Raw genomic sequence first — 24,309 nt, forward strand, 5'->3', positions numbered from 1 at the left:
AAAGGCGGGCCACCGAGAATAACGTATGGTCCCTCCGGCAAAGATTCTCGCGGGTCCATTACGACGGATCAGACGAAGTCGCCGGCAGGTTCGTTTGCTCGATTCCCCGACCCGCCATTAGTGGGTCAAACATAGCGAGCACTGATGATACCTGTGCGACGCGGTTTTGAAAGGAAAGTCGGGGGCGGACTTGGTCGCTTTCTGGTAATCCCTGAAGATTGCCCCAGTCTTCCCGCATGGCAATCAGCGCGTGGGCGATATTGGGCACTTCAGGAGAGTTATTCGGGACCACGGCGCCACCTACGAGAGGCAGTACTTCGGCCGCTCCTCCTAGAGCGTATCCGATGCTACGTATCCCATACGACCAAGCTTCAACTGGAACGAGACCAAACGACTCAGGTTTTTTCGGAAACAGGGCTACTAAATCCAAATCAGCGGTAAGTTCAAGCAGCGAGGCAACTTCGCCTATGTAGGAAATGCGCGGATCCTTATCCACTAATCTGAGAACGTCATCCAAGGCATTTTCCTGCCCCGGGAACGGAGCTCCAGCCAGAATCAAGCGCCAACTAGGATCCCCCATGCATGGTTCTTGAAAAGCTTGGGCTACTTCCAGGTGGCCTTTACTCCCGTTCAACCTGCCGTAGACGGCTACTGTGAACGTTCCGGATCTACCCTCTCGGCAGGGATTGGTATCTCTGTCTGATGGACCGTCAGGAAGCACAGGGTATGTAACCGTGATGCGAGACGGTGTAACCCCCAGAGACGTCAACCAATCAGCTGCTGCCCGGCTGCAAGCCGTTACAGGAAAAGCACCCTTCAAAAGGTGCTTGAAAACCGTCCTCGCGCGATTGTCCTCGAGAAGTTCGTGAACTGAAACGTAGAACTTCTTGCGAGCAAGTCTAAGCAAGGGAATGTAGCCTGCCATTCCCAGCGTCCACACTACGACCACATCGGCTTCCTTCATTGCAGATGGCAATCCAGGAAACTTGAGTGAGTCCTTCCAGTTGGACCGTCGAAGGACAAGCAACTTGGGTTCGATAGTCAGCTGAACGCCACTTCCGCGGGCGTCGATCTCTCTCTGCAGAGGGCCTCCATTTGGCACAAGAACGTGAACCGAATGCCCTAGAGCAAGAAGGCTGTCTACTTCCTGTAGGAGTACCCGGCTAGCTCCATAGGTGTCATTGCTTCCATGGACGATCGTAACTTTCATTTGTCGAACCCGAGCATGCTGAGTGCTGACGTCCAGTTACTCGCGAATTCCGACTTCGTGAAGCGTGCCGCATGCTCGCGAGCTGCGTCCCGCGTAGTTCGCCAGTGGTTGTCGTCCAGCAGTTCCAAGAGCTGCATCTTTAGATCGACTAAATCTTCTTCCGGGTTTACCCGCTGCGCTCCAGCGCGCGGGATCACCTCAGGCAAGGCACCTCGGTTGGCATGCACCACGGGGACTCCGCTGACACACCCTTCAAGCGCCGGCAGGCAGAAACCTTCATCCAGGGACGGTACCAACACGCAAAATGAACGACGATATAGCGTGCTCAATTCTGAGTCATCAATTCCGGTGCGAATTACAATCCACTGGTGCTCTGGGTCAGCCTGGATTCGAGAGGCATCGAAGGCCTGCGAGTCATTTCCCTGCCGCGTGACAAAAATAAGTCTAAAATTGCGCCCTGATTCAGAGCGGGCGGCCTGTACCGCCTGAATAGCCAAAGGCAATCGCTTATGCTTATCCATGGATGAAACAACAAGAATGTCTAGAGACTCAGGTCGATTTGGGAGCGGAGTTCCCACATGCTTCTCATTGATTGAATCGGAGTATGCGGGCCATGGGATTACTTTGACCCGCGCTCCCGGCCATCTCGCTTCAATCCTGCGTTTACTGTGGTTAGACGGAGTGACTACTAGGTCCGCCCTTTTGACGGAGAAGCTAATGCAAACCCGCGCATAAGCCACAAAGAACCGGTTGAACAACTGAGGATGATCCAAGACCATCGTGTCATGAACAACAACCACCGACCTGGTTTTTCCAAATCCCGCACCAGTGTTGGTGGCATGAATTAGCACATCAGCGTTTTGGGAACGGGCCCGAAGCGGGACGATAAGGAAATCCCATGCAAGCATGTTGCAGAGACGGAAGAGCCTTCCCCGAGGCTCCCCCGCGGGGCGAAGAACGCTGACGTTACCAGCTTCATGCTTAGCGACTTCCGCGATCAAGTTTGCACCGCGACTTGAGCCGCTCCTCCCTCGAACACCGATAAAGTCATTCAGTACAATTTTCATGCTCAGGCTCCAAAAGCGTGGCGATAAACATTCGCCAAATCATCGGCAAAACGATCATATGAATATTTCAGAGCCATATTTCTGGCCCTTTTCCTAGCGTTTTCTAATTCTAGTCGGGACTCGGCCCAGTGGTGGATAGCTGCAACAGCCTCATCAAGGGCTTTTCGGGGGAGCGGCATGTCAAGAGACTGTTTCTCCCAAGGGATCGGGTCCTCCAAAAGAAATTCTTTTGCCCCCACAACTTCCTGCACAGATGTATTTTTGTAAGCAACGACAGGACAGCCCGACGCCATGGCCTCTTGCGGGGGCAAGCCCTGCCCCTCGTACGCGCTGGGATAGTACATGGCAATGCTTTTGGAATACAGAGCCGCAAGTTCGGCGTCTGTCAAAGACTGGATCACGGTAGCGCTCGGAAAGTCGTCCTGGGCTAGTCCTCTGCCTGTAACGACCGTTGGGATGTTCAGCTCTTTCAACCCATGTGACAGTTCCGCTATCCAGTGATATCGCTTTCGAGGGTCAGGCGTACGAAGGTCAGCGAGGGCGACGACGAATGGACTGGAAATGTCGACGTCATGAGCCTCGAGAAGGTGTGCCACATGTTCGAGCGTCTGAACACTTGGCGGCTCATGAAAGACTTCCGACACTGGCAAGGGACACGTTACGATTTTTTCTTCCGGAATCCGGAGTGTCTCCATTACCCGCTGCTTTGTGTACCAAGAATTTGCCACAATAAGATCCGAACGTCGAGCATTCGAAAATAGAATCCGGGACTTGATCCCGAACCTACTATATCCCTCTAGATCGAGGGTTATGACGTCTTGGATAGAGCATATCCAAGGACGCGATTTAATAAGGGGAAGGTGATAAACGGAGGTCGCATGGTACGGGACCTCCCTGGGCAGTCCAGAGCTGGCAATATCTGCTTGAATTCGCATGAATTCAGGCACGAGAGAGGCTTTTACCGTGGGCAGAAGTTTATGCACAGACGTATGAGGTAATTGTGCAGCTCCACTTGTCAGCAAAGCCGTATACCGTCCTAGACCCCTGTCCGCACCAAGTTTGGTAAGAGCGTATTGATCTACAAGAATTTTCTTGTCCATGTTACTTTTGTTCCTGCTCAGTACGCTGGGCTGCTACGGCAAACTTACTGTCCCGTTGTCTTGTTTGCTCAGAACGTGTGATCTCTAGGGCTCTTTCATATGACTTACAGACGTCAAACCAGGTGTACGCAGCCGCCGCCCTTGTACGCGATGCAGCCGACATTTCGGTCTGCCGAGCAGTGTCGCCCATAACGTCGCGAATTGCAGATGCGATAGAAGATGGGACAGGCTCGACAAAGCAACCTGCCGTCTGGAGGACCTCCCTGTTGTAGATCGTGTCCCGAGCGACTACTGGAGCCCCACAAGCCATTGCCTGCACTAACGCTGGGTTGGTTCCCCCAACGCTGTGGCCATGGAAGTAGACGCCCGAATGCTGCCACAAGGCCAATAGCTTTTCATGGTCGTTGACATGGCCCAGCCAACGTACGTTTGAAAGGTCCCGCGCAAGTTGCTCAACAGCATCGTCAAGTTCCCCTCCATGTCCAGACGACCCGACTATTACAACAGGCATGTTCTTGGGCAGTAAACGCACGGACTCGATGAACTCCCGTACGGAATTTTCGGGCACGAACCTCGCGACAAGTAAGACATAGCTTCTGGGCTTGAGACCCTCCACGGGTTCAAGAACCCCGGGGTCGTCACCACCGTAGGGTATTACGAATCCGTCAAGGCCAAACTCGTCTTCCCAGCGTTTCGCTATGGCTTCCGCGTCGTAAATCATTCTCGATCCCCATCGGGCTGTAGCACGCGCGCCGGCCCGAAAGAGTGCTTTTGCGAGGCGTCCCCACTTAGCCCGTTCCCATTCGATGCCGTCGACGTTGACCAGGGTCGGGATGCCCCTAAGTTTCAGAAGTGGAAGCCAGAATCCATTCGCTACATTCATTACCAGGACCACATCGGGCTTCTTTAAGCACGCATGGAGGACAGAACTTAAACCGAAGGACAGCGTGCTGAGCGACTTGGATTCGATTCCAATCGTATTGTGAGTCCTCACACGCATATCTCTAGAGGGATCGTCAGTTTTAGTCGCCCCCGGCCTCCCATAGACGGTCACGTCCCAACCCGCATCCGCGAGATATGGAGCGAGCCTCCGGACGGCGGTCTCGAATCCGCCGTAGTAGCTCGGGTAGCCCCTTGTTCCAATAACTGCCACGTTCCGATGCACGGAATACCCCCTGATTGACTTAGACTGCGCGAGCCCTATTCCGTAAAATCGGCTCAGACCAATTGATGAGCCGAGAAGCAAAACAGCGAAGTGGGGCCGTAAGGCTTCCTATTCACCGCGTGACCCCGCCTCTCAAGTGACTGGGACTCCTGGCAAGGCATCGCTCAGTAGCGAATCATGTCAGAAACTGATGTGCGGGCGCCAATTTCAAACCAGCGGTGTAGCGGCCTGCGCTCCATCGGTTACGGTTCCCTATGCTCGCAGCTGTACCCTGTCTTTTGAGATCTTGAGACAAGCAACACATGGTTTTTTTGGGGGACGTTGGTGGATTGGCGTATACGAACGTCACGCGCTTTGCGCTTCGTAGACGGTTTTGTGATTATCTGGGCCGTTGCCGGAGCCTACGTCATCAGGTTCGGATTCGAGCCTAGCTCCGGCGAAGCTGGCGTTGAAGCAAATTACCTATGGTTCTCAGCAGCACTATGCTTCGCCTGGTGGCTGATGCTCGGGGCATGGAACAGCCGGCAAAGCCGTATCTTGGGCTCCGGCCCCGATGAGTACAAACGCATCACAGCGGCTTCCCTGTGGCTGTTTGGCCTGATTGCCATTATCTCTTATGTGTTTCAAATCGAGACAGCCCGGGGATATGTCGGTATCGCCCTGCCGGTCGGGTTAGTTGGTTTGATTCTCGCAAGGTGGCTACTCCGACAACACCTGAGCGTCAATCGTCAGAGCGGCGCCAGTATGTCGCGGTTGCTCATACTGGGTGGGCCGGGTGCTATCGCCCATCTGGCGACCACTCTTAGAGAGGCACGTCATGCTGGCTATCTTCCTGTCGCCGCATACATGCCGGGTGGCGACCCCGGCATCACCTCCGAGCCTGAGTCGAAGCTAGACGTTCTTGGTCATCAGACCGACACAACCTCAATCCTCGACGCTATCGAGAGGTGCGGTGCAGACGCAGTCGCCGTCTCCGCTGGCGTTCAGTTGCATCCGCAGACACTGAGGCACTTGGGATGGGCTCTGGCATCAAAAAACGTGGGGTTGATTATGGCCCCTGCACTGACGGACATCGCAGGCCCGCGCATTCACACACAACAAGTGGCCGGACTGCCTTTGATCCATGTGACAACTCCGACGTTGGAGGGTGGGCAACGGGTTGCAAAGCGGCTTTTTGACGTTGTTGCAGCGGGAATGTTGATTCTTGTTGCTTGTCCTGCCATGGCGCTCATTGCGCTGACGGTCAAGCTGTCAAGTCCCGGACCCGTGCTGTTTAGGCAAGAAAGAGTGGGCATCGGGGGCAGTCTATTCAAGATGCTGAAGTTCCGCTCCATGGTTGTCGACGCTGAGCTACTCCTGGAGAAACTGCAGGGTCGCAACGAAGGCAATGGTGTACTTTTCAAGCTGAAGGACGATCCCCGAGTTACGCAGGTGGGAAAGATCCTCCGTAAGTACAGCCTTGACGAACTTCCGCAACTATTCAACGTTGTAGCAGGCTCCATGAGCTTGGTCGGACCTCGGCCGCCCCTGCCAAAGGAGGTCGAAGTTTATGAGCACGATGTTCGTCGTCGCCTGCTGGTCAAACCCGGTTTGACGGGACTGTGGCAGGTTAGCGGACGATCAAATCTGTCGTGGCAGGACTCGGTTCGACTTGACTTGTACTACGTCGAGAATTGGTCGCTCGCTGGTGACCTGGTCATTCTATTGAAAACTGCACGAGCGGTCTTCAAAAGCACGGGAGCCTACTAGCTGACGCGCGCCCCTACTTAGACGCTTGAGAGAAGGACCACATACCATGACCCCTGAAGTGCCTAACGTTGAGCCGAAGAGGACCGTTGATTACCGTCGGCGCACCAAGCGTCCGGGCCGCCGACAACGGGCGAAGATCACCATCTGGATTATAACGGGGATCTTTGGTGTTTGCCTTTGTTGGCTCGCATGGCTAGTTTCGACGGCCTTACAGATAAAGTCCGAACTTAGTGCTGCAGCAGCACTAATTCCAACGCTTGAAGTCGATGTCACATCCACACAACAGGGGGATGCCGCGCTCACCGCGGAACGGATCCGAGACCGAACCTCCGCTGCCAAGGACATGGCTGATCTGCCGCTGTGGACACTAGCTTCAGCCATTCCGGTGCTGGGCAACAACTTCAGTGCCATCTCAGAGGTTTCCCGCTCAGCGGACGATGTCGCTTCCTTGGGACTAATTCCATTAGTAAAGGTCTACACGTCCCTCAATTGGGACCACCTGATGCCGAGCAATGCTGGAATGGATCTTGGCCCACTGGCAGACGCATCACCAACCGTGAGTGCAGCGTCCAACGCCGTGAAGCTTTCTTCAAATCGGTTGAATCAAATTGACGACAGCTCTCTCCTACCTCAGATAGTCGAGCCACTGCAGGCAACAAGGAGTGAACTCCGGGAAGTTTCAGGAAAGCTGGATGTTGCGGCCGACATGTCGCGCCTGGCTCCGCCTATGCTCGGCGGAACTGCATCCCGAAACTACCTACTCATGATTCAAAACAATGCCGAATCGCGAGCATCAGGAGGCATCCCAGGAGCCTTGGCTGTACTCACGTTCAACAACGGACACATGAGTCTGAGCGCCCAGAGCAGCGCTGCCGACGTTGGCGTGATGACTCCCAGCCTCTCTGTTGACCCACAACAGGAACAGATTTACTCCAAGCGGCTCGGAAAATATATGCAGGACGTCAACCTGACACCGGACTTCCCTACGGCGGCAGCTACAGCCCAAGCGATGTGGGAGAAGAAGACAGGGCAGCGCGTTGATGGCGTCATGTCCATCGATCCAGTTGTGCTCGGCTACATTCTTCAATCCACAGGGCCAGTTTCAGTAACCGGGCCGGAGCGGGAAGCAATATCGGCAGCTGGCCTCCCTACAGAGCTCACTGGCAGCAATGTTGTGCCCACTCTGCTGTCGGATGTCTATGCAAAGATCCAACAGCCGAAACTGCAGGATGCTTACTTCGCTGGGGTGGCAAAGGAGGTTTTTTCTGCCCTCTCCAGCGGGAAGGGTGAAGCGAAAGGGCTCATCGCTGGGCTTACCCGTGGAACGGAAGAAGGGCGTGTCTTAGTTTGGTCAGATGACTCCACTGAACAATCCGTGATCGCCAAATATGCCGTCAGTGGGGCAGTTTCGGGCCCGAGCATTTCACCGGCACAATTCGGGGTCTACTTCAACGACGGTACTGGAGCAAAGATGGACTACTACGTGAAGCGCACCGTCCAGCTCGTCAAGGAGTGCCCTGTAGACGGCTACGAGCAGTTGACCGTCCGTGTCGTGAGCACGAACACCGCTCCCGCTGACGCCAGTTCGTCACTCCCGGCCTACGTGACAGGATCAGGCGCCTTCGGCGTTCCGCCAGGCTCCGTCCAGACCAACGTCGTTGCGTACGGGCCCGTACAGTCGGACATTGAATCGGCAAAGGAGGACGGACAGCGAACCGAGTTCGCAGCCCATCAACATGCAAACCGTCCGGTCGGGGTCATATCTCAACGGCTTGCACCCGGACAAAGTAAAACGGTGGAGTTTTCCTTTGGAAAAATTGTTCAACACACTGAACCTAACGTACTTGTCACGCCCTCCATTCAGCCCGTTAAAGACGTGACTTTGCCCACTGAAATATCGCCCTGCCACTAGGCGTAGGTCCGCAAAGTTAACAATGCGTGAACCCAAGGGCTTGAGATTGCTCACAAGGAACAGCAAGTGGTAGCGTCTTCCTTGGGATATCTATCCGTCGTTCTGCACACGGTCTCGTGCGGAGGGGACTTTCCCCACATCGGGTATCAAAAAAAATTAAACGTCTCCGGGGGGACATAAATGAAGAAGACTTTCGCCGCACTCGCGCTTGCAGGTTCCATCGCTCTAATCGGGTCGGCACCAGCAATGGCTGCAACCTATCCGGCACTTCCGCCACAGGCAGCAGTGTCCGATGGCACCGTTGGCCCGGGTGAATCTTTCGTCTTCCGTGGCCAGGGCTTCCTCGCTGGGGAGACCCTCACCATCCGCGTCACACCCGGCCAGGCTCCTGCTTCGAACGGAGCCAACATCGCAGGCAGCCGTGCAGTAGCCGCGCGCATCAACGTCGTCACTGAGGCTCAGACTCTCACGGCGGTAGCAAATGCCCAGGGTGCAGTGGAACTGCCGATTACGATCAATGAGCCCGGCACCTACAGCATCACGGCAACAGGAAATACCTCTGGCGTAACTGTCGGACCGGTCGTAGTCAAGGTCACACCTGCAGCTCTTGTTGCCAACGGCAATTCTGCCGTGGCGAACTCGGGCGCCAAGCTCGCCAACACCGGCGCCGACTCCGGTTTGGTTCTGTGGACTCTGGTTGGCGCCGGCGCCCTGGCTGCTGGCGCAACATCGGTAGTGGTGGTTCGACGCCGTGCGAAGGCCGAAGCTGCCGCTTAGCATCAACGCTTCATAGCACCAATGAAGGTGGGTGCATCTCCGGAAACGGAGATGCACCCACCTTTGCTATATGTGGTATCTATTTGATCTATGGGGAGACATTGGCGCAAAGCACCACGCGAATACGACTTTTCTGTTCCACTCCCCCGGCCACAGGTGACGGGCTACGCCCTCCTCGTCCTACTCGCGGCATGTGCCCTGGCAGCGGCCGCATTCGCCCTTCTACGGACATCCTGAGGCCCTTTTGAGGCACCTGTACAACCACCGGCTGTGGCAGGTGACTCTCGCGGCCATGGCGGCGCCCCTTACATTTGTCGCCTTCTGGCCAATACCAGTAGACCGGCCAGTCTCGGGGCAGCTCGGAGTGGTTTTGAATTTCCTCCAGCATCACGGCTTTCCCCGCTGGTTTGACTACCATTTCGTGGAGGCGTCGGCGAACGTAGCCCTTTTCGTTCCCGTCGGTTTCGTAGCCGGCCTGGCTTTTCCAAACAAACTATGGTGGCAAATAGGCGCGTTCGGAATGTTTGTGTCCGGCTGCATCGAGCTGGGGCAGCTCCTATTTCTTCACGACCGCTTTGCAACCCCGTCAGATATCGTGACGAACACGTCAGGCGCTGTCATCGGGTCTCTTCTGGCCTCATTAGTCAAGAAAATGGGAGGCCCACCGCCTTTCGGCAGCAGGCCTCCCAAAAGCACCGCTACTTGATCTAACCTACGAAACTCTTCATCCAGGTCTTCAGGTCTTCACCAAACTCAACGCGCTCGGACGCAAGGGTAATGACGGCTTTGAGATAGCTCAGCTTGTCACCGGTGTCGTACCGCCGCCCTTTGAAGACCACGCCGTAAACGCCGGAGCCTTCGCCCTCGGCGGCAGCAAGGGTCTGAAGGGCGTCGGTCAGTTGGATCTCCCCGCCACGGCCCGGTTCGGTCTTGTCCAGAACCTCGAAAACGTTGTGGTGCAGCACATAGCGGCCGATGACCGCCAAATTGGACGGTGCCTCGCCGACAGTCGGCTTCTCCACCAGGCTATTGACGCGTACGTAGTCCGCGCCTTCCACGGGAGAGATGTCGGCGCAGCCGTAAGCACTGATTTGCGACGGGTCAACCTCAATCAGGGCGATCACGGAACCGCCGGTTTTTTGTTGGACCTCCATCATGGTGCTCAGCAGGTCCTCAGCCTCGTCGATGAGGTCATCCCCCAAGAGCACGGCGAAAGGCTCCTCACCCACATGCTGCTGGGCGCAGAGGACAGCGTGCCCCAGGCCCTTGGCCTCGCCCTGCCGGACGTAATGAATGGGGCCGAGGTTAGAGGCGTACTCGACCATGCCCAGCTTGTCTTTATCGCCCTTGGCCTCAAGGGCGGCTTCCAGACCCGGCTCGCGGTCGAAATGGTCTTCCAGTGCGCGCTTGTTCCGGCCCGTAATCATCAGTAGGTCCGAGAGGCCAGCGTTGATCGCTTCCTCCACCACATACTGGATGGCCGGGCGGTCAACCACCGGCAACATTTCTTTCGGCATTGCCTTGGTTGCGGGCAGGAAGCGTGTTCCCAATCCGGCAGCAGGAATGACGGCTTTGGTAATAGCTTTCCCCGTAGTCATAGGTGAACCTTAACAAATTTGTTGGGCGAAACGGCAATTGGATGAGAAGTCATCGGAGGCTACGAAGGTCCCGAATGAGGCGCGGAACTGCGCACAAAAACCGCACCCACCTGGCGCGATGCTGATTCAGTCGCCCCAAAACAGACATGTCAGCATAGATGTCCAAACTCAGGAAAACTTCGGCTCGCGGAAACAATGCGCGCCACAGCATGTTCGGCTTTTCCGTCCAAGGTGCCTGGACGATAGCTATGATCCGAGCGCTCCCAGGCTCCTGGGCGGCAACGCGGTTTCGCCACTCGAGGGAGGGCTCCGGCCATACCAGTGCATTGGCTTCGGGCAAAAGACTCTCAAGGAAGGGCCTGACCGCGGCCAAGGCGCCCGTTGCTGAAGAGAGCACAAGAAGCGTCTCCGCCTGCGATTCCCGCCGAGTGAGGAGGGCCAGGTACTCAAGCTCCTGCTGGCAGGCCGGCAACTCGCGCGACCGTAGGGCGTGCAACGCCAGAAACAAGATGCCAAGAGCCTTCGTAGGGACCCTAAGCCGCTGCCCTGCTAGCTGCATGTGGACAGTGTTTGCCCAGAGCGCCTCGAAGCAGTCATCGGAGGCCCTCTCCATCCCAGGAAAGCGGAAGTGGACATCAATGCAGCAAGGCCATTCAGAATGGTGCAGGGTTATCGAGTGATTCGGGAACGTCTTGTTGTCCGGCTCCAGTGGACGCCTATGCCAGCCCCGTTCGCGGAGTGCCTGCAGCAATATGTCGATCCTAGAGGGATCGACATAGACGTCGACATCCCCAGATACCTTAGCTTGACGCAGCCCTTGGAGGACGCTGGCAGGCCCTTTAATAAAGAAGACCCGGATGCCCAGCGCATCTGCTATCCGCGCCACGAGAGCATGGCCCAGAAGCACGCCCTCTGAGATCCTGAGTTGAGTTTCGTGGCCGGGGTACGTCATGGATCGCCTAGACCCTGGCCCTGCGGCTGCCGAGGACGGTTTCCACAGCGCCAAGGGTGTCCTCGGCCTGCGATTCGTCCACCGGCTCCCGTTCTACAGACGGCGTTGCAAACGCTGAGGTGTAAGTTCCGTAATAAGAGTAGGCGTCCGTGCCCTTGGTGGGAACGTAGTTGAGGACAGCTCCCAGGACGCGCCCCTTGATCTTGTCAAGGTTGCCCAAGGACTGATCCAGTTGCTCCTGGGTGGTCCTGCCGGTGCGAATCACGAGGATGGCACCGTCTGCTGCCCGGGAAAGAACGGCGGCATCCGTCACGGGAAGGAGCGGCGGCGCGTCGATCAGGACTACAGCATCCTTGGCTAGGACATCGAGCATATTCTTCATAGCCCGGGATCCGAGCAGCTCACTGGGGTTTGGTGGGATGCGACCTGATCCCAACACCGAAAGGTTAGGCAGTGCGCCCCAGGGCTGGAGGACATCAGCTAGCTCGGCGGCGCCCGTAAGCACGTCGGTGACTCCTGCACCCGGAACAAGGTTGAAAACGTCCACCAGGGTGGGCCGACGGAGGTCGCCGTCGACCACCACCACGTTTTCACCCGCCGCCGCCATGGTGACCGCCAGATTGGCCGTAACAGTCGATTTTCCCTCTGCCTCCAGTGAACTGGAGACCACGATGATCCGCGGCGGCTGGTCCACATCCAGGAAGCTGAGGTTGGTGCGGAGCTCGCGGAGAGCTTCAGCCATGGCACCGCCAGCATCATGAAGTTGTGCTGCCGTTCCCGCATCCACAATGGTGCTCTTCCCATCCAATCGGGGGTCCATCGGCAGGGTGCCAATCACGGGAACGCCAAACTTTCGCTCAATGTCCGCGGCCTTTCGGATCCGCCGATCCAAGTGCCGGCGGACCAACGCATAAGCCACACCCAAGGCCAGCCCGACAAGAGCGCCCAGCGCCAGGTTGAGCTTGGTGTTAGGAGACGTAGGGCTGGTGGGCAGGACGGCCTTGCCGAGTGGGAGGACACGGACAGCCGTGGCTGTGCTCCCTAAGGCCCCGGCCTCGGGCGTTGTTGCAGCACCTGACGCTGCCTCTGTCGGAGGCGCTGTCTCGATCGCCTCCACCTGGGCGGCGAGACCGTTAACCCAGGCATCTGCCACGCGCTGGGCAGTTGCAGGATCCTTGGACTGTGCGGTAACCCTGATCTCGGCCGTGTCCAGCGGCACCTTGACGCTGATACTGCCCAGCAGGGCATCTGCAGTCGTCTTCAGGTCCAGGGCTTGGATGACCCGGTCCGCGACGAGCCGCGATTTGGCAACCGACTCATAGTTCTTGACCTTGGCCTTTGCCAAGCTGTCACCGGCCAGGGCCAGGCTCACGTTGTCCGACCCCGGTGTGACGACAATCCCGCTGGAATCGGAGGAGTAAATCTTGGGCTGGAGAACAGTCCATCCTGCCGCTCCTAGAGTGGCCAGTAAGGTGAAGGCGACAATCGCCTTCCAGTACACCCGCAAGACGTTCAGATAGTCGGCGAGGTCCAGGCCCGGGGATGTCTCCGCAGGGACTGCTGTTGTGCTCAAAGTGGTTCCTTAGACTCAAGTTCTTGCGGGCTGTATGCGGGCCATTCAGTTGCGGCCGCGGACCAAAATCGACTTTGCGAGGAGCTGCTCCACCGCGCCGGCGACGGCGACCCGGTAGCCTTCGTGTTGGCCGTGCATCATAACGACGTGTTTCGTGATCTGTTCCAAATTTGCCGGGCCGACGCAGGCTTCCCAGATCGCTGGGCCAATGCCGCTCAGGCGCACAACTTCGTCGTCCAACATGGCCAGCAGGTCATCCCCGATGGCCACGGCGTCCCTTAGGGCCCTGCGCTGGACACTGCCGGCTGGAAGGTGCCCTGGGTGGACAGCTTCTCTTGCGGCCGGTTCCCACTCCGTCCCCGATGCCGGCTGCAGTCTGAACAGGGGCTCCAGGGCCGCAGGCAGATCGGCGGCCTCCGAATAGGTCACCTGCCACACTCCCCCAACACTTTCGATAAGGCGGCAGAGCGACTGCAGCGGATCCACGACTTCTGCCTGCGAGGACGAGTCCGGGATCAGTGCGAGCACGGCATCGGCGAGCGGTACCTTGTTCAGCACGGGAGCGGTTGCAGGGTTCCCCTGGACCCGGTTCAGGAGCACGATGGACTGGATGAAAGGCAAAGCCGGGGCCGGCTGGAGTCCGAACTCGTCAGGCCCGACCTGGCGCTTAGATACGCCCGCACCCTGCTTTACAGACAGCGGCTTTGGGTAGGGAACCACGGAACCATCCCATTTAATGGCCACGGTCTCGTCCGTGACGTAGCCATAGCTTCTGGCAAGCACGGATGCTGCGGTGGTTTTTCCAGTTCCAGACTTCGCTACCAGCGCCACCACGGCCCCTGTACTTGGGTCCGCCACGCCACAAGCATGAAGCATGGTCAGTTCACCGGCATGGGCCAGGATGGCTGCCACCGTTAGACGCGACGTTAGGTTCTCAGCCAGCTCTTCGAAGGAGGCGGCTTCCAACTGGAATGTTCCGGCCGGGTGCTTGGTGGACGTGCTGGTGACCGAGGCAGTGAACCGTGCTCCTGGCGTGGGTTCCGGTGGCACCGGCGGCAACTGAGGCTCATCGGTGCTGATGCACCGAGCCCAGGCGGAGCTCATGGTGAACCTCTGCTGCCAAGTGACTGCACGGCCCCAGCGGACCACATAGCGCTGCCCCAGGACATCCAGGGGAAGCAGATCACTGCCTTTGGCCAGTTCCTTGAAGAGGCGCTGCTCCCAAGGCGTGCGTGCGACTCCTGTTGACAGCATGCCGTTAGCGCGCAGCGCCGGGGGCAGCCTCGATCAGGCGCTGTGCTTCGAGGCCAGCCAGGAAGTCCTCAACCTGCACCTGCATCTGCCCTGACTGATCTACGAAGGTCGCCTCAAGCTCGTTAAGGATGTCCTGCTCGCTCCGCTGGCCGTCGATCAGGTCCCAAATCACCGCCGCCGGTCCTTCAAGGACCACAGGCCGGGCTGCATCGAGGTGGAGTAGTGCGACGCGCGCTCGACGCTGGGTACAGACTTCGGCGGTCAGTCGTCCATGCTGCCAGATCACGGAATGTCCATTGTGATACCGGGAAAAACAAAAGTGGATGCGCCAGCTGTGAGAGTCATCGTGAAGGTATACTTCTGGCCGCTCACCACTTTGGCTTGGCCCGTGCCATCAACGTAGTAAAAGGAAATTGCCTGGGCCGCCGACTGGTTTGGGGTAACAGAGATAGTCGCTGCCGAGGAAAAGCCGTTGAACGTTGCAGTGTCTACCGTGTTTCCACTCAAGGTTTTCACAGCGATACCTGTAGCTATCGCTCCACTGTTTACCGTAGGTACGATCCCAACAGATACTGTCTGCGCAGTGGTGAAGGTGTTCTGGATTGTGAGCGTGGCGGGCCCTTGACCCGTTCGCGTCCCACCTGCACCCTGCTGCTTTGAGTAGTTGATAGAGGGGTAAGTGCCGGTAGCGGTAGTTATGGAAAGTGACCCCGATGCAGCGGCAGCAGGAGCCGCTATGGCGGTGGCGATAACCGGCAGGGACCAGGCCACACCCGCGACGACGCGACGGCGACTAAAGCCGCCCTCTTCTTCTAAATCCACTCCAGCATTTGAAACTTCAGACAATTGTGCCCCCAGAATAGGTTTCCAGCTGCGGCTGCCTTTTGAGACCGGCAGCGCGCTATGGCCGGTGTTGCCCGGCTTCGCCTACTCTCGCGAACACAAATAAAGATTTCTGCAAACGCGTTGCAATTTTTTATCAAGAATCCTTCAAGGAATCTTGAACAAGCCCTCTATCGGCCGCTGCCCGTGAATTTCGGCTCACGCTTCTCCTGGAACGCCCGGAAGCCTTCCGCGTAGTCCTCGGTCTTGCAGAGCCGTGCCTGCTCCTCGTTCTCCTCCTGCATGGCCTGCCACAGGCCCAGCCGCTGGTCACGGATGTGCGCCACCAGCTCCTTGGAGGCAACAAAAGCGCCCGTCGCGCCAACAGCCACCCGCAAGACAATCCCCCGCGTGGACTCCAGCAACGACTCAGCGGGCATGGCGCGGCTGAACATGCCCTGCGCCACCGCCTCGGCTCCCGAGATCAGGTCCGCCGTGTAGATCAGGTCCAGCGTCCGGTGCATGCCCAGCCGCTCGGTGAAGTACCAGTGCCCGCCGGAGTCCAGCGTGGCCCCCAGCTTGGCGAACGGCGAGCCGAACTTCGCGTTCTCCGCCACGTAGACCACGTCCGTGGCCAGCAAGAGCCCCAGCCCGACGCCCAGGCACGCGCCCTGGGCCGCCGCAAACGTGGGCGCCGGGAAGGCGGCCATCTTCTGCAGCAGCGGCTCCACCAGGCCGCCCAGGTACGCGGCGGCGTCGTCATTCTCCGGGGTGACCCCGGCGATGTCCCGGCCCGCGCAGAAGGCCCGTCCCTCTCCCCTGAGCAGCAGCGCCCGCACCTCACCGCGTGAGGCGGCGGCAGCAGCGTCGTCGTACGCCTGTGCTAAATCCCGCAATGCCTGCTCATCCAGCGAGTTCAGCTTGTGCGGCGCGTCCAGCACTACCTCGGCGATGCCGTTGCTGATGGAAAGGGAAATCATGGGGCTCCTTCTGGTGAAAACGGTTTTAGACGTCGAAGTCGACCGTGACTTCCTTGCTGGTGGGGTGGCTCTGGCAGGTCAGGACGTAGCCCTTGTCCAGCTCATCCTGCTCCAGCGCGTAGTTCTCGTCCATGGTCACGCTGCCGGTGACCACCTTGGCCCGGCAGGTGCCGCACACTCCCCCGGCGCACGCGAACGGCACGTCCGGGCGCACCCGCAGCGCCGCGTTCAGGATCGACTCGCGGGCGTGCGTGGGGCTGGCCACCTCGCCCTGCAGGCCGTCCAGCTTGAACGTGATCTTGTACGTCTCCTTGGACTCGTCCACCACCACGGGACGGCCGGCGTGGCCCTCCGGGCGGTCTGGCTTGCCGGAGGTGAACAGCTCGAACCGGACGTTCTCCGGCTTCACGCCGCGCTCGGCCAGGGTGTCCCGGCACAGCTGGACCAGCTCGAACGGCCCGCACAGGAACCACTCGTCCACATCGTCCGCGTGCAGGGCGGTCCCCAGCAGCTGCTGCAGCTTCTCCGCATCGATCCGGCCGGACAGCAGCGGCGCGATCCGCTGTTCGCGGCTCAGCACGTGGTGGATGGCCAGCCGCTGCGGGTACTTGTCCTTCAGGTCCGCCAGCTCCTCCAGGAACATCACGTCCATGGCGGCCTTGTTGGCGTAGATCAGGTCGAACCGGGTCTCCGGGTTGGCGGCCAGCAGCGTGCGGGCGATGGCGATCACCGGGGTGATGCCGGACCCGGCGGCGATGGCCACGAAGTTTCCCGCCTCCCCCGCGAGCTCCTCCGGGTGGTTCATGGAGTTCATGACGTTCTGCTCCACGGCCTGCCCGTCCCGGCCGTGCTTGGACACGAACGCGCCCATGGGGCTCATCACGTCCAGGGTGTCGCCCGCCTTCAGCTCGGCGTTGGCCCACGTGGAGAACAGCCCGCCCAGGTCCTTCTTGATGGCCACGCGGATCTCGCTGGTGCCGTCCGCGAAGCTGCGCGGCTCGGCGCAGATGGAGTAGCTGCGGCGGATTTCCTTCGGCTCGCCGTTCTCATCCGGCAGGGTGGTGCGCAGGGCCACGTACTGGCCGGGCAGGTAGTCGAACTTGCCGGCGAGTTCGGCCGGCACATGGAAGCTGACCTCAATGGCATCGTCGGTGAGCCGGCGCACCTCCTTGACCTCAAGGGTGTGGAAGGACGGACGACGGCGGCCGGTCACCTCAGCCTCTTCGGCGGCGGTCTGGCGGACAACAGGCATGGGGGGCTTCCTTACAGGACTTTGAAGTAGTCGAACGGTTCCTTGCAGTCCTGGCACACATACAGCGCCTTGCAGGACGTGGAACCGAAACGGGTGAGTTCCTTGGTGTTGAGGCTGTTGCACTGCGGGCACTTCACGGCCAGGCTCAGCCGGATGGGGCCGGAATGGCCGCCGGCCCGGGAGTTGCCGCTGGGCGGGGCGATGCCGTATTCCTGCAGCTTCTGCTTGCCGGCCTCGGTCATCCAGTCCGTGGTCCACGCCGGGGCCAGGACCAGGTCCACGTGCACGTCCCCGTAGCCTTCCTTCTTGAAGGCGGTGTAGAGATCGTCACGGATGGCGTCCATGGCCGGGCAGCCCGAGTACGTGGGGGTGATGGTGACGGTGACCTCGCCGCCCGCCACGTCCACCTTCCGCAGGATGCCCAGGTCCGCGATGCTGAGCACCGGGATCTCCGGGTCCACCACGGTGGCCGCGATGTCCCAGGCCTTCTGCTCCGGAGTACGGGTCCGGGATTCGAAATCCGAGATGTACACGGCAGTCACCAGCTGGCCCCGGGATGCTCGCGGGCCAGCACCTGCATCTCCGCGAGGATGTAGCCCAGGTGCTCCGAGTGCCTGCCGTACCGGCCGCCGCCCGGGGCTGGGGGCACGTCCGGGACCTCAAGTTCAGCCTCTGCTAGGACGTCGGCGATGAGGCGGTCAAAGTCTTCCCGCAGGCTGGAAGGCGCGACGGCGGCACCCGCCTCAGCGAGCCGCTGCGTCAGGTCATCGTCCTGGAACAGTTCGTTGACGTACGGCCACATGGTGCGCAGGCCGTGGATCATCCGCTGGCGCGATTCGTCCGTGCCGCCGGCGAGGCGCAGGACCCACTGGGTGCTGTGGTCGCGGTGGTAGTCCACTTCCTTGACGGCCTTGGCGGCGATGGCGGCCAGGGTGGCGTCCGTGGACTCGGTGAGGCGGCGGTAGAGCTCGTACTGGTAGTAGCTCACCACGAACTGGCGGGCGATGGTGGCCGCGAAGTCGCCGTTGGGCTGCTCGAACAGCTGCACGGAGCGGAACTCGTGCTCGCGGCGGAAGTAGGCCAGGTCATCCTCGGATTTGGCCGTGCCGTCCTCGTTGGGCATGCCGGCACCGGCGTAGGTGAGGAAGCTGCGGGCGTGGCCCAGCTGGTCCAGGGCGATGTTGCCCAGGGCGATGTCCTCTTCCAGCTCGGGGGCGCGGGAGATCCAGTGGCCCAGGCGCTGCGCGAGGATCAGGGCGTCATCGCCCAGGCGGAGGGCGTACTCTGCGACGTCTTCGGTGGGCTTGGCGAGGCCGGTCTTGACCTCGAGCGCGATGTCCTCCGGGCGGAGGGCGTTGCCGGGGGTGATCCGGGTGGCGGAGGCGTTGCTGTCTCCGCCGGCCACACCGGTGGAGATGTCACCGTGGCCTTCGGTGTGGGTGGAGCTCACAGGTGCTTCACCCCTTCGCTCTTGGTGTAGTACGTGGCGTGCCGGTAGTCCTTGCCCTGGGGCGACTCGAAGAAGGAGCCCTTGGAGTCGGGGTCGCTGGCGGCGATGGCGTCGGCCGGGACCACCCAGATGGACACGCCCTCGTTGCGGCGCGTGTACAGATCCCGTGCGTTCCGGAGGGCCATGGCGGCGTCCGGGGCGTGCAGGGATCCGGCGTGGACGTGGCTCAGGCCGCGGCTGGACCGGACGAAGACCTCCCACAGGCCCCAGGTGGAGCGGTCGTGGTGATCCGGTGCGGGGCTGGCCTTGGGGGCTTCGCGGTTGATCTCGACTGCACCGCTTGCGGGGGTTTCCGGGTTGCCGTGGGGGCTCATGCTGCGTATTCCTTCGTCTTCTTTGACTGTTTTGCTGCGTAGGCGGCTGCTGCCTCGCGGACCCAGGCGCCGTCGTCGTGCGCTGCCCGCCGGCGCTCAAGGCGCTGGGCGTTGCAGGGACCACGGCCGGCCAGGACTTCGTGGAACTCGTCCCAGTCCAAGGGACCGTGCTCCCACTTCCTGGTGTCCTCGTTGAAGCGGATCTGGTCATCCGGGAGGGTGAGGCCCAGGACCTTGACCTGCTCCACCATCATGCCCACGAACCGGCTGCGGAGCTCGTCATTGCTGAACCGCTTGATGTTCCAGGCCATGGACTGCTTGGAGTTGGGGGAATCGTCATCCGGCGGCCCGAACATCATCAGGGCCGGGGCGTACCAGCGATTCACGGCGTCCTGGGCCATCTGCTTCTGCGCGGGGGTGCCGTTGGAGAGTTCGAGGAGGATCTCGAAGCCCTGGCGCTGGTGGAAGGACTCTTCCTTGCAGACGCGCACCATGGCGCGGCCGTAGGGGCCGTACGATGCCCGGCACAGCGGGACCTGGTTGCAGATGGCTGCGCCGTCCACCAGCCAGCCGATGGCGCCCATGTCTGCCCAGGTGCGGGCCGGGTAGTTGAAGATGCTGGAGTAGCGGGCCTTGCCGGCGATGAGGTCGTCCATCATCTTGTCCCGGGACTGGCCCAGGGTTTCCGCTGCTGAGTAGAGGTAGAGCCCGTGGCCGGCTTCATCCTGGACCTTGGCCATGAGGATCGCCTTGCGCTTCAGGCTGGGGGCGCGGGAAATCCAGTTGGCCTCCGGCTGCATGCCGATGATTTCGGAGTGCGCGTGCTGGGAGACCTGGCGCAGGAGCGTCTTGCGGTAGGCCGCCGGCATCCAGTCGCGGGGCTCGATGCGCGAGTCCTCGGCGATGATCCGGTCGAAGTGGGCCTGGCCTGCGGCGTCCTCTTCCGGGGTTAGCTCAGCCGGCACTGACTGCAAGTTCTGCGCTGCCATGGTTGCTCCTATGCAAAGACCTGTCGGGCGTCTCGGAATTATTTACCGACCGTTCGTTCAGGATATGCGGGAGCGTGCGGAGGCGTCAAGCGTGTCCCCCCTCTTTCAACGCCCCATCACCTCCCGCCTGCTTTCCACCAACGCCCCATCATGTCCCGCCCCCTTTCCCCCAACGCCCCATCACGTTGCGCGCGAAAGGCGCGGACCGCCGTCGTACATTCCCCCACTTCACCCGCAGCCCCCTGCACTGATACGGATACTCGCCCACGCCGGCAAATATGGGGTGCGTGAATGAGTCTGCGCAGCGGAAACACAGGGGTGTGCCTTCGGGGAGTCAGTTCCCACGAAGGATGAGCCGGGCCGGGCCCTAAAGCGCCAGACTGCGCGGAAGCCCGGAGCTCCGGGATTATTTCTTCCAGGCCCGCCCCGGCGTCTTGGACAACGTGGCGGCCACAGCCAGGGCACCGGCCACCTGCGCCACACCAAGCATCCGGGTCAGGCCCGGGCGTTGCTTGAACCAGCCCATCAGCGGAGCCCAGGGACCGAACTCCCACCGTGCGCAATGCTCCACCGGGTACAGGGCGGTCAGCACGCCGTCCCCGATCTCCGCCATGACCAGCGACTCCACGACCCGAACGTCCATCAGAATTCCTCCCGAGCCTGGTCCGATCCCGACTGATCGGGCCCTTGGAAACAGTCTGCGGCGGCTTGCCACGGCAGCTTAGGGCTGAAAGCCCTGAATGGGGTCGGCCCTCGCCAATTCGAAGCGGACGTTCGTCACGGAGGCCGGCACTTCTTAAGCCTTTCTTAAAGCCCACCGGGCAGAGTGGAAGTACGGGCCGGACAGCGCCCCACGCCACGCCTCCCCAAGGAAAAAATGCACCGATCAGCCCACGATGACCGCCTGAACCAGCACACCGCGCCCACGGCACCCCCGGCCGTCGGCACCCAGTTCAGGGCACTCCCCCAGCCCCGGCACTGGCTGCCTGTGGGCGTAATGATGTGCGCCGCCGTCGTAGTGCTGGGCCTTGCCGTGCAACTGGTCCCCGGCGACACCACCGCAGAACTGGGCGTTGACCAAAACCTCAGCCTGCACCATGTTGCCGTGCTGACCGCGGTGGCGATGGGGATCAACCTGCTGTTCGGCCCGGTGGTGGGCCTGCTCCTGATCGCGGTCACAGCCCTGGCCATCTGGCTCTTCCGGCGCGACCTGGTGACCGCCGTTGCGTTCGGGCTCACCGCGTGCTCGGGCTGGGTGGCGAGCGAGGCCTTCAAGCTCCTGTTCGCCCGGCAGCGGCCCAACCCGGCGCTGCTGTTCGACCCGCTGGCACCGGGAACCGGATCCAACAGCTTCCCCAGCGGGCACGTCAGCTTCGCGGTGGCACTGGCCTTCGCCCTCTACTTCCTGGCCCGCAGGACCCGGTGGGCCAAGCCCGTAGCCGTGGCCGGGGCCGCCGTGTCGCTGATCGTCGCCTGGTCCAGGCTGTACGTGGGGGTCCACTACCCCACTGACGTCGCGGCCTCCTTCTTCGCCGCCAGCGCCGCCGCCGTCCTGCTGGCCGGGCTTTGGAACCGCTTTGCCCCCGCCCTGGTGGAACGCGTTCCCGCCAGGATCCTCCACCCCTCCCGCCGGGCGTAAGGAGCAGCCATGCACAGCCTTCTGACCTCCCTGGCAGCAGCTGCGGGCCCGCCGTCGCTGCTTGATCCTGCCGGCCTGCTGGAGGGCTTCGGCCCGGCCGCGCTGGGCGTCATCGCCGCGATGGTGTTCATCGAATCCGGCGTCCTGTTCCCCTTCCTGCCCGGCGACTCCCTCCTCTTCACCGCCGGCCTCCTGCACCAGCAACTGAACCTGGCGCTGCCCCTGCTGATCGGCGTGATCACCGCGGCCGCGGTCGGCGGCGACCAGGTGGGGTACCTGCTGGGGCGCAAATTCGGCCGACGCTGGTTCAAGGACGATGCCCGCATCCTCAAAACCTCCCACCTGACCGTCACGGAAGAGTTCTTCCGCCGCCATGGAGGCGCCGCCGTCATCCTGGCCCGCTTTGTGCCCATGGTGCGGACCTTCGCGCCGGTCACCGCCGGCATTGCCCGCTACGAATACAAGGCGTTCACGCTCTGGAACATCGTGGGCGCCCTGGCCTGGGCGATGTCCGTGACCCTCCTGGGCACGTGGCTGGGACACTACGAGATCATCGCCAAGAACATCGACGTCATTGCCGTGGTGATGGTCCTGGTCTCCGTGGTGCCGTGGATCGTGGAGTATCTGAAGCGCCGCCGGAAGAACCGGCTGGCCGCCGCGGAACAGCCCACTGACGAAACTCTGGAAGCCGCTGCGGAAGAATAGGCGGCATGACGACAGGTGAGGGGCTGGCCCTGCTGCTGGTGGAGGACGATCCCGTCCTGGGTCCGCTGATTGCCGAGCTGCTGGAGCCCGACTTCACGGTCCGGCTCGCGGCGAACGGGCAGGAGGGCCTGCACCTGGGGCTGACGCAGCCGTGGGACGCGATGGTGATCGACCGCGGCCTGCCCGTCATGGACGGGATCAGCCTCATTACCGCCCTGCGGGCCAAGGGCATCGGCACGCCCATCCTGATCCTCACCGCGCTGGGCGACACCAACGAAAAAGTCCGCGGCCTGGACGCCGGCGCCAATGACTACCTGACAAAACCGTTCGACGGCGGCGAGCTGGCTGCACGCCTGCGCGCACTGACGCGCAGCTACGGTCCGCCCCCGGGACAGGGTCCGGCCGCCGGGCAGGTGGGCATCGGCACCTGGGAATTCCACCCGGCGTCGCGCGCTGTCCGGTCCATGTACGGCGACACCGTCTCGCTGACCGCAAAGGAAGCCGAGGTGCTGGCCGCGCTCGCGGCGGAGCCGGACCGGGTGTTCACCAGGGACGAACTGCTCGCCGCGCACTTCCAGGGGACGGACCAGCCCGGCGTGATCGATACCTATGTCCACCACCTGCGCCGCAAGATCGACAGGACCGTGATCCGCACCGTCCACGGCGTTGGCTACCAGATCGGCAACCCCTCATGACTGCTCCCGGACCAGGCACCCCGCCTCCTGCCGCCGGCGACCCGGACCGGGATATCCTGCGCCGCGCGTCGCTGAAGGTGGCACTGCGGATCAGCGCCGGGGTTGCCGCGCTGGTGCTCATCCTCCTGGCCGCGGCCACCGCCTTCCTGATGTACAAGCTGGCCCATCCGGTCCTTCCCGGCGCCACCGAGCCCGGGAAACCCTACACTTACCTCGATTCCAGGGACCTGATCGAGGGGATGATCCTTGCCGGCTTTGGAGGCGTGGTGCTGGCCGGCGTGGTGGGGTGGCTCAGCGCGCGCAGCGCTATCCGGCCCCTGGGGGAAGCACTGGCCCGGCAACGGCGGTTTGTCCAGGATGCCAGCCACGAGCTGCGGACCCCCCTGGCCATCCTTGACACCCGCATCCAGCTGGCCCAGCGCAAAGCCGAACCCGGATCCGAACCGGCGCAGGCCCTGGCGAAGATCCGGGAGGACGCGTCCACGCTGACCGGGATCGTAAACGAGCTGCTCCTGGCGGCGACCGCCGCCGCGCCCGTCCCGGAGCTTGCGCCAGTGGATGTGGCTTTGGCTGCCGGGTCCGTGGCCGGCAGCCTTCAGGACCTTGCCCGCCAACAGGGCGTCCAAATAATGTTCGACGGCGGCGGGCCGGCTTTGGTGCGGATCGATCCAAGTTCGTTCCGGCGGGCCGTGCTGGCCCTGGCGGACAACGCGCTGGGGCATACACCGGCGGGCGGAAGCATCACCATCTCCGCCGCGGTTGAGGGTTCCCGTGCGCTGGTCCGGGTTTCCGACACCGGATCCGGGATCAGCGGCGTGGACCCGGACCGGATCTTCGACAGGTTTGTCCGTGCCGGCCGGACCGGCGACGCGCAGGGCCGGCGGAGCTTCGGGATCGGCCTGGCCCTGGTCCGCGAGATTGCTTCCGCGGCAGGCGGCACCGTGAAGGTGGTCCGCACCGGGCCGGAGGGGACCACCATGCAGCTGACGCTTCCCGTGGCCCGGGACTGACCCTCTCTACGTGCGGCCTGACCCGCTTTTCCACCA

At 61.3% G+C, this 24,309-nt stretch carries 25 protein-coding genes; 8 read left to right on the top strand and 17 right to left on the bottom strand.

Annotation, left to right across the window (positions count from 1 at the left end; translation table 11 throughout):
* Positions 1-58 precede the first annotated feature (58 nt).
* The 4 genes from PUN51_RS02720 to PUN51_RS02735 are packed head-to-tail and all read right to left on the bottom strand — an operon-like array spanning position 59 to position 4,530.
* Positions 59-1,210, bottom strand: a complete 1,152-nt coding sequence (locus tag PUN51_RS02720) for a glycosyltransferase family 4 protein (protein ID WP_308209014.1) — start codon at positions 1,208-1,210, stop codon at positions 59-61.
* Entirely contained in the window at positions 1,207-2,277 is a 1,071-nt protein-coding gene (locus PUN51_RS02725; protein WP_275179808.1) for a glycosyltransferase, read from the bottom strand. Before PUN51_RS02725 ends, PUN51_RS02720 begins: the two co-directional genes overlap by 4 nt.
* 2 nt (positions 2,278-2,279) lie before the next feature.
* Positions 2,280-3,377: a glycosyltransferase gene (locus PUN51_RS02730; protein WP_275179809.1), complete on the bottom strand. Its 1,098-nt coding sequence runs from the start codon at positions 3,375-3,377 to the stop codon at positions 2,280-2,282.
* 1 nt (position 3,378) lies between these two features.
* Positions 3,379-4,530: a glycosyltransferase gene (locus PUN51_RS02735; RefSeq protein WP_275179810.1), complete on the bottom strand. Its 1,152-nt coding sequence runs from the start codon at positions 4,528-4,530 to the stop codon at positions 3,379-3,381.
* Between the two features lie 366 nt (positions 4,531-4,896).
* On the opposite strand from PUN51_RS02735, the gene PUN51_RS02740 reads away from it, so the two are divergent.
* From PUN51_RS02740 to PUN51_RS02755, 4 genes are all read left to right on the top strand, one after another.
* Positions 4,897-6,291 (top strand): sugar transferase, encoded by a 1,395-nt coding sequence (locus tag PUN51_RS02740; protein ID WP_275179811.1) that lies wholly within the window; start codon positions 4,897-4,899, stop codon positions 6,289-6,291.
* A gap of 46 nt (positions 6,292-6,337) precedes the next feature.
* The gene (locus tag PUN51_RS02745; protein WP_275179812.1) at positions 6,338-8,203 is read left to right on the top strand and encodes a DUF4012 domain-containing protein; all 1,866 of its coding nucleotides are present in this window, start codon (positions 6,338-6,340) and stop codon (positions 8,201-8,203) included.
* Between the two features lie 180 nt (positions 8,204-8,383).
* Positions 8,384-8,980 (top strand): LPXTG cell wall anchor domain-containing protein, encoded by a 597-nt coding sequence (locus tag PUN51_RS02750; protein ID WP_275179813.1) that lies wholly within the window; start codon positions 8,384-8,386, stop codon positions 8,978-8,980.
* 292 nt (positions 8,981-9,272) lie between these two features.
* Positions 9,273-9,686, top strand: coding sequence for a VanZ family protein (locus tag PUN51_RS02755; RefSeq protein WP_275179972.1), 414 nt, complete (start codon positions 9,273-9,275; stop codon positions 9,684-9,686).
* Between the two features lies 1 nt (position 9,687).
* Here PUN51_RS02755 and galU read toward each other — a convergent pair whose 3' ends face one another.
* From galU to PUN51_RS02820, 13 genes are all read right to left on the bottom strand, one after another.
* Positions 9,688-10,578 carry a UTP--glucose-1-phosphate uridylyltransferase GalU gene (gene galU, locus PUN51_RS02760; protein ID WP_275179814.1) on the bottom strand — a complete coding sequence of 297 codons (891 nt, stop codon included), beginning with the start codon at positions 10,576-10,578 and terminating at the stop codon, positions 9,688-9,690.
* Positions 10,579-10,627: 49 nt separating this feature from the next.
* Positions 10,628-11,530: a nucleotidyltransferase family protein gene (locus PUN51_RS02765; protein WP_275179816.1), complete on the bottom strand. Its 903-nt coding sequence runs from the start codon at positions 11,528-11,530 to the stop codon at positions 10,628-10,630.
* Between the two features lie 7 nt (positions 11,531-11,537).
* Entirely contained in the window at positions 11,538-13,103 is a 1,566-nt protein-coding gene (locus tag PUN51_RS02770; protein ID WP_275179818.1) for a polysaccharide biosynthesis tyrosine autokinase, read from the bottom strand.
* A 45-nt stretch (positions 13,104-13,148) separates the two neighbouring features.
* The gene (locus PUN51_RS02775) at positions 13,149-14,357 is read right to left on the bottom strand and encodes a hypothetical protein (protein WP_275179820.1); all 1,209 of its coding nucleotides are present in this window, start codon (positions 14,355-14,357) and stop codon (positions 13,149-13,151) included.
* 4 nt (positions 14,358-14,361) lie between these two features.
* The gene (locus PUN51_RS02780) at positions 14,362-14,643 is read right to left on the bottom strand and encodes a PqqD family protein (RefSeq protein ID WP_275179822.1); all 282 of its coding nucleotides are present in this window, start codon (positions 14,641-14,643) and stop codon (positions 14,362-14,364) included.
* Positions 14,640-15,203 (bottom strand): hypothetical protein, encoded by a 564-nt coding sequence (locus PUN51_RS02785; protein ID WP_275179824.1) that lies wholly within the window; start codon positions 15,201-15,203, stop codon positions 14,640-14,642. Before PUN51_RS02785 ends, PUN51_RS02780 begins: the two co-directional genes overlap by 4 nt.
* Positions 15,204-15,370: 167 nt before the next feature.
* Positions 15,371-16,159, bottom strand: coding sequence for an enoyl-CoA hydratase/isomerase family protein (locus PUN51_RS02790; RefSeq protein ID WP_275179825.1), 789 nt, complete (start codon positions 16,157-16,159; stop codon positions 15,371-15,373).
* A 25-nt stretch (positions 16,160-16,184) separates the two neighbouring features.
* A complete protein-coding gene (gene paaE, locus PUN51_RS02795) occupies positions 16,185-17,411 on the bottom strand; it encodes a 1,2-phenylacetyl-CoA epoxidase subunit PaaE (RefSeq protein WP_275179826.1) in 1,227 nt (408 codons plus the stop codon).
* Positions 17,412-17,422: 11 nt separating this feature from the next.
* Complete coding sequence (paaD, locus tag PUN51_RS02800) at positions 17,423-17,944, bottom strand: 1,2-phenylacetyl-CoA epoxidase subunit PaaD (protein WP_275179827.1); 522 nt, start codon at positions 17,942-17,944, stop codon at positions 17,423-17,425.
* Positions 17,945-17,949: 5 nt separating this feature from the next.
* On the bottom strand, positions 17,950-18,861 hold the full coding sequence (gene paaC / locus PUN51_RS02805; protein ID WP_275179828.1) for a 1,2-phenylacetyl-CoA epoxidase subunit PaaC: 912 nt from the start codon (positions 18,859-18,861) through the stop codon (positions 17,950-17,952).
* Positions 18,858-19,235, bottom strand: coding sequence for a 1,2-phenylacetyl-CoA epoxidase subunit PaaB (gene paaB / locus PUN51_RS02810; protein ID WP_224026871.1), 378 nt, complete (start codon positions 19,233-19,235; stop codon positions 18,858-18,860). Before paaB ends, paaC begins: the two co-directional genes overlap by 4 nt.
* Positions 19,232-20,224: a 1,2-phenylacetyl-CoA epoxidase subunit PaaA gene (gene paaA / locus PUN51_RS02815; RefSeq protein WP_224026872.1), complete on the bottom strand. Its 993-nt coding sequence runs from the start codon at positions 20,222-20,224 to the stop codon at positions 19,232-19,234. Before paaA ends, paaB begins: the two co-directional genes overlap by 4 nt.
* Before the next feature lie 406 nt (positions 20,225-20,630).
* Positions 20,631-20,867, bottom strand: coding sequence for a hypothetical protein (locus PUN51_RS02820; RefSeq protein ID WP_159633144.1), 237 nt, complete (start codon positions 20,865-20,867; stop codon positions 20,631-20,633).
* A gap of 234 nt (positions 20,868-21,101) precedes the next feature.
* Here PUN51_RS02820 and PUN51_RS02825 point away from each other — a divergent pair, with 234 nt between their 5' ends.
* The 4 genes from PUN51_RS02825 to PUN51_RS02840 are packed head-to-tail and all read left to right on the top strand — an operon-like array spanning position 21,102 to position 24,273.
* Complete coding sequence (locus PUN51_RS02825; RefSeq protein WP_275179829.1) at positions 21,102-21,863, top strand: phosphatase PAP2 family protein; 762 nt, start codon at positions 21,102-21,104, stop codon at positions 21,861-21,863.
* A 9-nt stretch (positions 21,864-21,872) separates the two neighbouring features.
* Positions 21,873-22,568 (top strand): DedA family protein, encoded by a 696-nt coding sequence (locus PUN51_RS02830; RefSeq protein ID WP_275179830.1) that lies wholly within the window; start codon positions 21,873-21,875, stop codon positions 22,566-22,568.
* A gap of 5 nt (positions 22,569-22,573) precedes the next feature.
* Positions 22,574-23,263: a response regulator transcription factor gene (locus tag PUN51_RS02835; protein ID WP_275179831.1), complete on the top strand. Its 690-nt coding sequence runs from the start codon at positions 22,574-22,576 to the stop codon at positions 23,261-23,263.
* A complete protein-coding gene (locus tag PUN51_RS02840) occupies positions 23,260-24,273 on the top strand; it encodes a sensor histidine kinase (RefSeq protein WP_275179832.1) in 1,014 nt (337 codons plus the stop codon). The genes PUN51_RS02835 and PUN51_RS02840 overlap by 4 nt, the downstream gene beginning before the upstream one ends.
* Positions 24,274-24,309 lie beyond the last annotated feature (36 nt).

This window comes from Arthrobacter sp. NQ4 (assembly GCF_029077345.1).
Taxonomy (GTDB): domain Bacteria; phylum Actinomycetota; class Actinomycetes; order Actinomycetales; family Micrococcaceae; genus Arthrobacter.